Here is an 11,091-nt window from a genome sequence, read left to right as displayed (position 1 = left end):
AACCATGCGTGAAGCCTACATCTGCGATGCCGTCCGCACCCCCTTCGGCCGTTACGGCGGCGGGCTGGCCCCGGTGCGCCCGGACGACCTCGCCGCGGTGCCGCTGAAGGCCCTGATGGAGCGCAACCCCGGCGTCGAATGGTCCGCCGTCGACGATGTGATCCTCGGCTGCGCAAATCAGGCCGGCGAGGACAACCGCAACGTCGCCCGCATGGCGGCGCTGCTGGCAGGATTGTCTGAGGCGGTGCCCGGCACCACGGTCAACCGCCTCTGCGGCTCCGGCATGGACAGCATCGGCATGGCCGCCCGCGCCATCAAGGCCGGCGAGGCCGAGTTGATCGTCGCCGGCGGCGTGGAGAGCATGACCCGCGCCCCCTTCGTCATGGGCAAGTCCGACAGCGCCTTTTCCCGGCAGGCGGAGATCTTCGACACCACCATCGGCTGGCGCTTCGTCAATCCGCTGATGAAGGCGAAGTTCGGCATCGACAGCATGCCGGAGACGGCGGAGAACGTCGCCGCCGACTATGCCATCTCCCGCGCCGACCAGGACGCCTTCGCCGTCCGCAGCCAGCAACGCGCCGGCCGCGCCCAGGAATCGGGCCGCCTCGCCCGCGAGATCGTCCCGGTCTCGATTCCCCGCCGCAAGGGCGAGCCGACCATCGTCGCCGCCGACGAGCATCTGCGTCCCGACACCACGCTGGAGGCGCTGGCCAAGCTCTCCACCCCCTTCCGCAAGGAGGGCGGCAGCGTCACCGCCGGTAACGCGTCGGGCGTCAATGACGGCGCCGCCGCGGTGATCGTGGCGTCCGCGGATGCCGTGAAGCGTTACGGCCTGACCCCGCGCGCCCGCGTCGTCGGCACCGCGGTGGCCGGCGTGGCGCCGCGCGTGATGGGCATCGGCCCCGCCCCGGCGACGCAGAAGCTGCTGGCCCGCCTCGGCCTGACCATCGGCGATGTCGACGTGATCGAGCTGAACGAGGCCTTCGCCGCCCAGGGCCTCGCCGTGCTGCGCATGCTGGGCCTGCCCGACGATGCCGAGCATGTGAACCCCAACGGCGGCGCCATCGCGCTGGGCCACCCGCTGGGCGCCAGCGGCACCCGCCTGGTCGCCAGCGCGGTGATGGAGCTGGAGGACCGCAAGGCGACCCGCGCGCTCTGCACCATGTGCATCGGCGTCGGCCAGGGCATCGCCATGATGGTGGAGCGGGTCTGAACGGATAGGGCCAACACCGGCCGTCAAGCGCCGGGCATCAGTACGAAGGGAGAAGCGCACCATGTCCATCATGACCGATACCGGCGTTAACCAGGGCGCGAAAGCCGGCATGGACCGCTACGAATTCGCCAGCCGCGACGAGATCGTGGCGATGCAGACGGAGCGGCTGGCATGGTCGCTCCGCCATTCATACGCCAACGTCGACTCCTTCCGCGCCAAGTGCGAGGCGAAGGGCGTCCATCCCGACGACTTCAAGGAACTGAAGGATCTGGCGCTGTTCCCCTTCACCGTGAAGGACGACCTGCGCCGCGCCTATCCCTACGGCATGTTCGCCGTGCCGATGGAGGACATCGTGCGCGTCCATGCCTCCAGCGGCACCACCGGGCGGCCGACGGTGGTCGGCTACACCAAGGGCGACATCGACGTGTGGTCGGAGGTCGTCGCCCGCTCCATCCGGGCAGCGGGCGGCACGCGCAACGACATCGTGCACATCGCCTATGGCTACGGCCTGTTCACCGGCGGCCTCGGCGCCCATTACGGGGCGGAACGGCTGGGCTGCGCCGTGGTGCCGATGTCGGGCGGCCAGACCGAGAAGCAGGTCCAGCTGATCCAGGACTTCAAGCCGACCATCATCATGGTCACGCCGTCCTACATGCTGAACATCGCCGACGAGATGCGCCGCCAGGGCATCGACCCGCGCAGCACCAGCCTGCGCGTCGGCATCTTCGGCGCCGAGCCCTGGACCGGCGCGCTGCGCGAGGAGATCGAGCGCACCTTCAACATCCACGCGGTGGACATCTACGGCCTGTCGGAGGTGATGGGACCGGGCGTGGCGTCGGAATGCGTCGAGACCAAGGATGGCCCGGTGATCTGGGAGGACCATTTCTATCCCGAGATCATCGACCCGGAAACCGGCGAGGTGCTGCCCGACGGCTCCTACGGCGAGCTGGTCTTCACCACCCTGACCAAGCAGGGCATGCCGGTCATCCGCTACCGCACCCGCGACCTGACCCGGCTGCTGCCGCCGACGGCGCGCGGCATGCGGCGGATGGACAAGATCACCGGCCGCTCCGACGACATGCTCATCATCCGCGGCGTGAACGTCTTCCCGACCCAGGTCGAGGAGCTGATCTGCAAGATCCCCGCCCTCGCCCCGCACTATGAACTGGTGGTCAGCCGCGACGGCCACATGGACAACCTCGCCGTCCGGGTGGAGATGCACGAGGACATCCACCCGTCGGAATGGGATGGCCACGCCCGGCACCTGCAGCACTCGATCAAATCGCTGATCGGCATCAGCACCCGCGTCGAGGTGGTGGAGCCCGGCGGCATCGCCCGCTCCATCGGCAAGGCCAAGCGCGTGCAGGACCTGCGTCCGAAGGCTTGACCGCCTCAGCCCTGCTTCGACAGCAGCGGGAAGGCGTCCAGAACACCGGTCAACAGGATCTGGACGCCGACGCAGAACAGCAGGAAGGCGAACAGCCGCGTCAGCACCCGCACCCGCGTCGGACCCAGGAAGGCGACGATGCGGTCGGCGGAGCGGTAGGACAGCCAGACCAGGGCAGCGATTGCCAGCGCCGCCCCCGACATGCCGATGAAGAACTCCATCAGCCCGCCGGCCCCGCGTGTCGGGCGGGTGGATCCCAACGCGATGGCGACCGAAATGGTGCCCGGCCCGGTGGTGAAGGGGATCGTCATCGGGAAGAAGGCCGATTCCGCCAACTGGTCGTTGTCGCTGGTGGGCGCGGCCTGTTCCTGCTTGCGCGCCTCGTGCCGTTCCGGCGCCGACAGCAGCGCCCAGGCCCGTTCGGCCACCACGAAGCCGCCGGCGATCCGCAGCGCCGCCATCGACACGCCGAAGAAGTTCAACACATAGGCACCCGCCCACAGCGCGGTCAGCATGACGATGGCCGAATAGACGCTGACCAGCCCGGCCAGCCGCGCCCGGTCGCGCGGACTGCTGTCCGCCGTCACCTGACTGAAAATCAGCGCCATCGCCAGCGGATTGACGATGGAGAACAGGGCGGTGAAGGCGAGTAGGAAACTGTCGAACATGGCATCCAAGCGTTTGTCGGCTGTCTGAACAGTTAGCGGGGACTGGGCAGGACTGGCAAGGGTGGTTTGATTACCCTCTCCCGCCCCGGGAGAGGGAAGGGGCCCAAGCGAAGCTTGGGAAGGGTGAGGGGTGATCCAAGGATCAGGAATCCATGTCCGGATTGCCCCTCACCCTCCCGCCTTCGGCGGGTCCCTCCCTCTCCCGGGGCGGGAGAGGGCATATCTCCTGCCCGAAAATTCACCACCGATACAGCCTCAGCCCGAAAATTGTGCGCTCCTCGCAAAGCACACCCACCGGACCACTGTCCATCCCGTCAGTTCCTGTCCCAACGGACAAGTTTTCTCTTCGTGAAATCAAACTACTACTTGCCAACCTCCCCACCCCCGCCCCATCTGGTCCGCTTCTTGCTCCCGTCCCCTGCGACAGACGACAACGCGAAGGGACGACCGCCGTGCCAGCCGCCCAGCCCGCACCGCTCACTCTGGTTCCGCCGGCCGCAGACACGGCACCGCGCACCATCGTCGACATCCGCAACCTGACCCTGACCTATCAGGCCGCCGATCATCCGGTCTATGCGCTGAGCGACGTCAGCCTGTCGATTGCCAAGGGCGATTTCATCTCGCTGATCGGTCCCAGCGGCTGCGGCAAGACCACGCTGATGCGCGTCGTCGCCGACCTCGAACAGCCGACCTCCGGCGAGGTGACGGTCAACGGCATGACGCCGGAACAGGCACGTCTGAAGCGCGCCTATGGCTATGTCTTCCAGGCCCCGGCGCTCTACCCGTGGCGGACGGTGGAGCGCAACGTCATGCTGCCGCTGGAAATCATGGGAATGCCCAAGGCCGACCGGCAGCAGCGCGCCCGCGAGCAGCTGGACCTCGTCGGCCTGTCGGGCTTCGAGCGCAAATTCCCCTGGCAGCTGTCCGGCGGCATGCAGCAGCGGGTGTCCATCGCCCGCGCGCTCGCCTTCAATCCGGACCTGTTGTTGATGGACGAGCCGTTCGGAGCGCTCGACGAGATCACCCGTGACCATCTGAATTTGCAGCTCACCCGCCTGTGGCTGAGCACCCGCAAGACCTGCATCTTTGTTACGCACTCCATCGCCGAGGCGGTGTTCCTCTCCACCCGCATCGTGGTGATGAGCCCGCGCCCCGGCCGCATCCTCGACGTCATCGACTGCGACCGCGACCTGCCGCGCGAACGCACGCTCGACATCCGCGAAAGCCCTGAGTTCCAGCGCATCGCCCACCGCGTCCGCGAAGGGCTGATGGAGGGCCACAGCTATGACGACTAAACACACGCTGCCCGTCGCCGTGATGGCGCTGGCGGTGCTGGTGCTGTGGTACGCCGGTGCGGTCTGGCTGAACGCGCCGATGGCGACGGATGCGCTGAACCGCGCCGGCCAGGGCTGGACGACCGCCGACCTGATCCGCGCCACGCTGGCGATGAAGCGCCCGATCCTGCCGACGCCGGATCAGGTGGCGCTGGACCTCTACAACTCCCTGACCGGCTATCCGGTGACCAGCATCCGCAACCTGCTCTACCACACCGGCGTCACCGCCGGGGCGGCGCTGGCCGGCTTCGGCATGGGGGTGGTGCTGGGGGTGGCGCTGGCGGCGGGGATCGTCCAGGCGCGCACGCTGGAATCGAGCCTTCTGCCCTGGGTCATCGCCTCCCAGACCGTGCCGATCCTGGCGATCGCGCCGATGATCGTGGTGATCCTCGGCAACCTGGGCTTCACCGGCCTGCTGCCCAAGGCGATCATCGCCGCCTATCTCTGCTTTTTCCCGATCACCATCGGCATGGTGAAGGGGCTGCGCTCCGCCGATCCGCTGACGCTGGACCTGATGCGCACCTACAGCGCCGGCACCGCCCAGACCTTCCGCCTGCTGCGCCTGCCGGCCTCCCTGCCCTACCTGTTCACCAGCCTGAAGATCGCGGTCGCCGCCAGCGTCGTCGGCGCCATCGTGGCGGAGCTGCCGACCGGCGGACAGGCGGGGTTGGGCGCCCGGCTGCTGTCCGGCTCCTACTATGGCCAGACCGTGCAGATCTGGAGCGCCCTGGTGATGGCCGCCTTGCTGAGCGTCACGCTGGTCGCCGCCGTCGGCCTCGCCGAGCGGGCGCTGGTGCCGGGTGCCCGCGGAGGTGCGCGATGAACCGCCCCGCCATGGCGCACCCCACCATGTCCCCGTGGCCGCTGGTGATGCTGGCCGCCCCGCTGCTGCCCTTCGCCACGTTCGACGGCACCGCCCTGTATCTGCCGCAGATACCGGCGGCGCTGGCCCTCTTCGCCCTGACCGTCGCGACGATCCTCGCCCGCCGCCTGCCCGGCTCCGCGCTGGGCGAGGCCATTCTCCTGCTTGCCGGAGTCGCCTCCGCCTATGCCGCCCCGCTGGTTCTGTTGAACCAAGGCCACGCCCTCGCCCAGGCCGGCGGACTGTGGATCTACGTGGCGGGCGCCACGCTGCTGCTGTGGCGCGTGCTGGCGCTCCTGGCGGGAACCAGCGGCCCGGTCCGGCTGACCGGTCCCGCCCTGTTCGGGCTGGCGCTGGTCATGCTGTGGGAGATCCTGACCCGCGGCTTCCAGGTGCCGATCATCCTGCTGCCGCCGCCAAGCCTCGTGGCAACCGCCTTCGTCGCCAACGCCGCCGACCTGTGGGACGATTTCCGCCAGACGGTGCTGATCTCGGTCCTGCGCGGCTACCTGATCGGCTGCGGCGCCGGCTTCCTCGTGGCGATTCTGGCCGACCGGGTGCCCTTCCTGGCGCGCGGGCTGCTGCCGCTCGGCAACCTCGCCAGCGCCGTGCCGGTGGTGGGCATCGCGCCGATCATGGTGATGTGGTTCGGCTTCGACTGGCAGTCCAAGGCCGCCGTCATCGTGGTGATGACCTTTTTCCCGATGCTCATCAACACGCTGGCCGGGCTGCAAAGCGCCGAACGCATCCAGCTCGACCTGATGCGGTCCTACGGCGCCGGCTATTGGCGCACGCTGGCGATGCTGCGGCTTCCCTGCGCCTTGCCCTTTTTGTTCAACGGACTGAAGATCAACTCGACCTTGGCCTTGATCGGGGCCATCGTCGCCGAGTTCTTCGGGACGCCGGTGGTGGGGATGGGCTTCCGCATCTCCACCCAGGTCGCCCGGATGAATCTGGACATCGTGTGGGCGACCATCGCCGTCGCCGCCCTGACCGGATCGCTGCTCTACGGCGCATTGGCGCTGGCGGAGCGGCATGTCACCGCCTGGCACCCGTCTTTGCGCAAACGCTGACCGCCTTTCTTCAAGCCAAAACAAACTCCAGCCAGAAGAGGATCGAACGCGATGAAGACCCTTGCCTCCGCCGTCCTGCTCGCCGCCACCGCGCTCACCGGCCTCGCCGGCTGGGGGGCGCCGGCCGCCGCCGCCGATCCGCTGACGCTGCAGCTGAAATGGGTCACCCAGGCCCAGTTCGCCGGCTATTACGTCGCGGCGGCCAAGGGCTTCTACAAGGACGCCGGGCTGGACGTCACCATCAAGGCCGGCGGCCCCGACATCAACCCGACCCAGGTCATCGCCGCCGGCGGCGCCGACGTGATCGTCGACTGGATGCCGTCTGCGCTCGCCAGCCGGGAAAAGGGCGTGCCGCTGGTCAACATCGCCCAGATGTTCCAGAAGTCCGGCATGATGCTGACCTGCCGCAAGGACGCCAACATCAAGGACCCGAAGGACTTCAAGGGCCACACGCTGGGCGTCTGGTTCTCCGGCAACGAATATCCCTTCCTGTCCTGGATGAGCAAGCTGGGCTACTCCACCTCCGGCTCCAGCCCGGACGTCAAGGTCCTGAAGCAGGGCTTCAACGTCGATCCGCTGCTGCAGAAGCAGGCCAGCTGCATCTCCACCATGACCTACAACGAATATTGGCAGCTGATCGAAGCCGGGATGAAGGCCGACGAACTGACCGTCTTCAAGTACCAGGACCAGGGCGTGGCGACGCTGGAAGACGGCCTCTACGCCACGGAAAAGGCGCTGTCCGATCCGAAGACGGTCGAGAAGCTGGCCAAGTTCGTGAAGGCGTCGGCCAAGGGCTGGGAATACGCCGCCAAGAACCAGGCGGAGGCGGTGAAGATCGTTCTGGAGAACGACACCACCGGCGCCCAGACCGAGGAACACCAGACCACCATGATGCAGGAGGTCGCCAAGCTGATCGACGGCGGCGCCAAGGGCACCGGCTATCTCGACCCGGCCGACTTCAACCGCACGGTCGACATCCTGATGTCGGGCGCCTCCACCCCGGTCATCTCGAAGAAGCCGGAAGGCGCCTACAGCCACGCGGTGTTCGACGCGGCGGCGAAGCTGTAAGAAGCAGGATGGGGGCGCTTCCCGCGCCCCCTATCCCCGCGCCGCCATCAGCGTCCGCAACATCCGCTCGAACCGCGCGCCGGCGAGCGAGACCTGATCGAGCAGCCCCTCGTCCAGCTCGTCCTCCATGATCCGGCCGGCATCCATCGTCTGGCCCTTGCCGTATTTCAGCCGGTCAACCGTGCCGCGCAGGCGGTCGGCCAGGAAGATCGCCAGGGCCTTGTAGAAGCGCCCGGCGAAGCCGCCGTCACTGCGCAGCCGCGCTTCGATCTCCCGCTTCGCCAGCGCCAGAACGATGCAGCGCCCATCCGCCGACACGGTGGCCGAGGGCGGGGCAGAATCGACGAAGGACACCTCGCCGACCACCTCGCCGCTGCCCAGCCGCGCGACGGTGCCGACCCCGGCGACATCGACGGTGGCGTGCCCCTCCAGCACAATGAACAGCGAGTCCGACGCCTCCCCCTGGCGCACCAGCACCTGCCCGCCGGCCAGATCGAGCCGCCGGCCGGCGCGAGCCATCCACTCGATGTCCTCGTCGCTGAGGTTTCCCAGAATATACAGGACCTTACGCATCGTTCCCCCTAAAGCAACTGCCGGCTGGCCAGCGTCCGGAACGGCCCGTCCACCGCCATCAGATCCTCGTACCGCCCGGACTGCACCAGCCGCCCGGCCTCCAGCACCAGGATGCGGTCGACGTCGCGGATGGTGCTGAGGCGGTGGGCGATCACCACGCGGGTGACGCTGAGCTTGGCGAGCGACGCCGTCACCACCGCCTGGGTGCGGTTGTCGAGCGCGCTGGTCGCCTCGTCCAGCAGCAGGACGCGCGGGCGATGCACCAGGGCGCGGGCGATCATCAGCCGCTGGCGCTGGCCGCCCGACAGGGTGCCGCCGCCGTCCATCAGCACCGTGTGCATGCCCATCGGCATCTGTTCGATGTCGCGGTCCAGCCCGACCAGCCGCGCCGCGTGCCACGCATCGTCCAGCCCCAGCGGCGCGGTGCCGACGATGTTCCGGAACAGGCTGCCCGAGGTGATGCGGCCGTTCTGCAAGACCACGCCGATCTGCCGGCGCACGGCGGCGAGGTCGAGCCGTTCGGCGGCGCGCCCGTCGAAGAACACCTCCCCCTGATCCGGCCGCTCGAAGCCCAGCAGCAGGCGCATCACCGTGGATTTGCCGCTGCCCGACGCCCCGACGATGGCGACGAACTCCCCCGGTTCGATCGACAGGCTGAGGTCGTGCAGCACCGGCGGCGCATCGGGGGCATAGCGGAAGCCGACGCGGCTCAAGGTGATGCCGCCCTGCAGTTCGCCCGGCGCGTCGCGGCCGGCCGGCACCTCGGGCGCGGTGTCCAGGATCGGCCGGGCGCGCTCCAGCAGCGGCAGGACGGTCAGGCTCTTGGTCAGGGCGTGCGCCATCTCGGTCAGCGCCGCCAGCAGCTGGCCGAAGGCGGTGATGAAGGCCAGGAAACTGCCGGTGGAGAAGGGGGCCGGAGGCGCCTCGCCCGGCGTGGCGGCGAGCGCCTGCAAGGCCTGCTGCTTGGCATCCGATTCCATCAGCAGCGCCACCGCCAGGAACACCGCGATGGTCGCCAGCGTCGGGAAGGCGGCGTGGAAGGTCTCCAGCGCGTTGCCGTAGCGTTGGGCGGCCACCGCGCGCGACTTCTGAGCCGAGAATCCGCGCGCCCATTCCGCCATCGCCCGCGGCTCCGCCCCGGCGACGCGCAGCTTGCCGATGCCGACGATCAGCTGCAGCACCAGCCCGTCCAAGCGGCCCTGACGGCGGATATGCTCCCGCTCGTGCCGCAACTGGCCATAGGACAGCGCCCCGGTCACCAGCGCCGACAGCAGCGCCAGCGCGGTCGCGATCAGGGCGAGGCGCCAGTCATAGACCGCCAGCAGCCCCAGGCTGATCGACCCGAACAGCGCGCCCAGCAGGCCGGTCACCGTGCTGGCCGCCAGGATCTCGCGCACCGTCTGCAACCCCAGCGCCCGGTCGGCGAGGTCGCCGGCGGTGTAGCGGCGGAAGAAGCCCACCGGCAATGCGAACAGCCGGTCGATGAAGGCCGCCTGCATCACCCCGTCGATCCGGCTTTCCAGCCGCAGCACCGCCATCACCTTGACGATGTCGAAGGCCGCACTGCCGATGGCGGCGGCGACCAGTCCGGCGATGATGAAGACCAGCTGCCCGGTATCGGCGCGCGGGATGGCACTGTCGAACAGGAAGCCGGTGGCGACCGGCACCAGCAGCCCCAACACCGCCGCCGCCAGCCCGCTCAGCCCCAGCCGCATCCCGTCGCCGCCCAGGCCGCGCAGGGGAAAGCGGATCGCCTCCGCCGCACCCAGCGCATGGGCCGGCAGCGGGCGGTAGAGGTGCAGCGCCTCCGCCGCCAGCAGGTCGGCGACTTCCTGCGTCACGCGGCGCCGTCCGCCGCCATCCAGCATGTCGAAGCCGGCCGGGGTGGGCAGCAGCGCCACCGGCACCCTGCCTTCCTCCAGCCAGCCGAGCATCGGCGCCCCTTCGCCCCGCCACCAGCCGTCGCGCAGGATGACCTTGCGCCCGCGCAGGCGCGCCGCGGCCAGCATCAGGTCCAGCGTTTCCGAGGCAGGCTTGCCGGCGGCATCGATGCGGGGAAGCGGCTCCTCCAGCCCCATCTGCGCCATCAGCGCGGCCAGGGCAGCCGACAGCGGGTCCGCCGCCGGGGCCATGGCGGTCGCGGAGGCCGGCCCGTCGACGAGGTCGGACAGGCCGCCCAACGCCTGGGCCAGCGAGTCCTTCGCCGAGTCCCGGCTGCGCTGGGCGCGCTTCACCTCGCTGTCGGCCTGGGCGGCGATGCGCCCGCCGATGCGGTCGAGCGCCAGCGCATGGAAACGGTCGAAGGCCGGCCACAGCGTGGCAGCGTCGGGCCAAGCCTCGGTCACCGCAACGGCGGCTCCGCCAGCGCTTTCAATCCAGGCGCGGTCGACCATCGGCAGCGGCGGCTCTCCTGCCACTGTCGCCGGTGCGCCCAGCCATGCCGCCTGCCCCTCCGTCACCGTCAGCCACAGCGGCCGGCGCGGGTCGGCGTGCAGCCGCTCACCGGCACCGAGCGAGCGCTCGCCCGGTTCCGCCACCCGGTCAGGCCAGACCGCCTCGCCGCCGGTCGCGGCATCGGTCAGGCGCAGGACCCAGGCCTCTGCATGGGGCAGGAAATCCTCCGCCCCGGCCAGCGCCTCCCGCTCCACCCCGCTGAGGCGCGAGCCGATGGACCCGACCGCGACCAGCGTCGCACCATCATGCGCGCCGACCCCGAACAGCAGCGCCCCGGTTTCCGCCCGGAACAGGTGGCGGCGCCGGCCGCTGTTGCCCGCGAGGTGGAACAGGTCGACATAGCCGTCCTCCACCCGCCAGCCCAGCCGCGGGTCGTCCAGCGTCAGCGGCCGGTGGTTGCCGCCCTCCACGAGAATGGGGGCCTGCAGGGTCGCGGGGCTGTCCAGAACGTCCATCGCC

Annotated in this window: 9 protein-coding genes; 6 read left to right on the top strand and 3 right to left on the bottom strand. The window is 69.4% G+C overall.

What is annotated here, in order from left to right; all coding sequences use genetic code 11:
- The first annotated feature begins 4 nt into the window (after window positions 1-4).
- Window positions 5-1,213: a 3-oxoadipyl-CoA thiolase gene (gene pcaF / locus B9N97_RS33360; protein WP_085092112.1), complete on the top strand. Its 1,209-nt coding sequence runs from the start codon at window positions 5-7 to the stop codon at window positions 1,211-1,213.
- A gap of 61 nt (window positions 1,214-1,274) precedes the next feature.
- On the top strand, window positions 1,275-2,600 hold the full coding sequence (gene paaK, locus B9N97_RS33355) for a phenylacetate--CoA ligase PaaK (RefSeq protein WP_208621356.1): 1,326 nt from the start codon (window positions 1,275-1,277) through the stop codon (window positions 2,598-2,600).
- Between the two features lie 5 nt (window positions 2,601-2,605).
- On the opposite strand, the gene B9N97_RS33350 is transcribed toward paaK, so the two are convergent.
- Window positions 2,606-3,268: a MarC family protein gene (locus B9N97_RS33350; RefSeq protein ID WP_085092358.1), complete on the bottom strand. Its 663-nt coding sequence runs from the start codon at window positions 3,266-3,268 to the stop codon at window positions 2,606-2,608.
- Window positions 3,269-3,720: 452 nt separating this feature from the next.
- On the opposite strand from B9N97_RS33350, the gene B9N97_RS33345 reads away from it, so the two are divergent.
- From B9N97_RS33345 to B9N97_RS33330, 4 genes are read left to right on the top strand one after another with little or no spacing between them, the layout of a single operon-like run.
- Window positions 3,721-4,563, top strand: coding sequence for an ABC transporter ATP-binding protein (locus B9N97_RS33345; RefSeq protein WP_085092111.1), 843 nt, complete (start codon window positions 3,721-3,723; stop codon window positions 4,561-4,563).
- Window positions 4,553-5,425, top strand: a complete 873-nt coding sequence (locus tag B9N97_RS33340) for an ABC transporter permease (protein ID WP_085092110.1) — start codon at window positions 4,553-4,555, stop codon at window positions 5,423-5,425. The genes B9N97_RS33345 and B9N97_RS33340 overlap by 11 nt, the downstream gene beginning before the upstream one ends.
- Window positions 5,422-6,537, top strand: coding sequence for an ABC transporter permease (locus tag B9N97_RS33335; protein ID WP_085092109.1), 1,116 nt, complete (start codon window positions 5,422-5,424; stop codon window positions 6,535-6,537). The genes B9N97_RS33340 and B9N97_RS33335 overlap by 4 nt, the downstream gene beginning before the upstream one ends.
- Before the next feature lie 51 nt (window positions 6,538-6,588).
- A complete protein-coding gene (locus B9N97_RS33330; protein ID WP_085092108.1) occupies window positions 6,589-7,605 on the top strand; it encodes an ABC transporter substrate-binding protein in 1,017 nt (338 codons plus the stop codon).
- A gap of 30 nt (window positions 7,606-7,635) precedes the next feature.
- Here B9N97_RS33330 and B9N97_RS33325 read toward each other — a convergent pair whose 3' ends face one another.
- Together B9N97_RS33325 and B9N97_RS33320 are read right to left on the bottom strand one after the other, a co-directional pair.
- Window positions 7,636-8,178 (bottom strand): cyclic nucleotide-binding domain-containing protein, encoded by a 543-nt coding sequence (locus tag B9N97_RS33325; RefSeq protein ID WP_085092107.1) that lies wholly within the window; start codon window positions 8,176-8,178, stop codon window positions 7,636-7,638.
- 8 nt (window positions 8,179-8,186) lie between these two features.
- Window positions 8,187-11,087: an NHLP bacteriocin export ABC transporter permease/ATPase subunit gene (locus tag B9N97_RS33320; RefSeq protein ID WP_085092106.1), complete on the bottom strand. Its 2,901-nt coding sequence runs from the start codon at window positions 11,085-11,087 to the stop codon at window positions 8,187-8,189.
- Window positions 11,088-11,091 lie beyond the last annotated feature (4 nt).

Origin of the sequence: Azospirillum oryzae (assembly GCF_900177515.1) — a bacterium.
In the GTDB taxonomy this organism is placed as follows: Bacteria; Pseudomonadota; Alphaproteobacteria; order Azospirillales; family Azospirillaceae; genus Azospirillum; species Azospirillum oryzae_A.
Note: the sequence above shows the minus strand (reverse complement) of the source record. Positions and strands in the feature narration are given on the sequence as shown.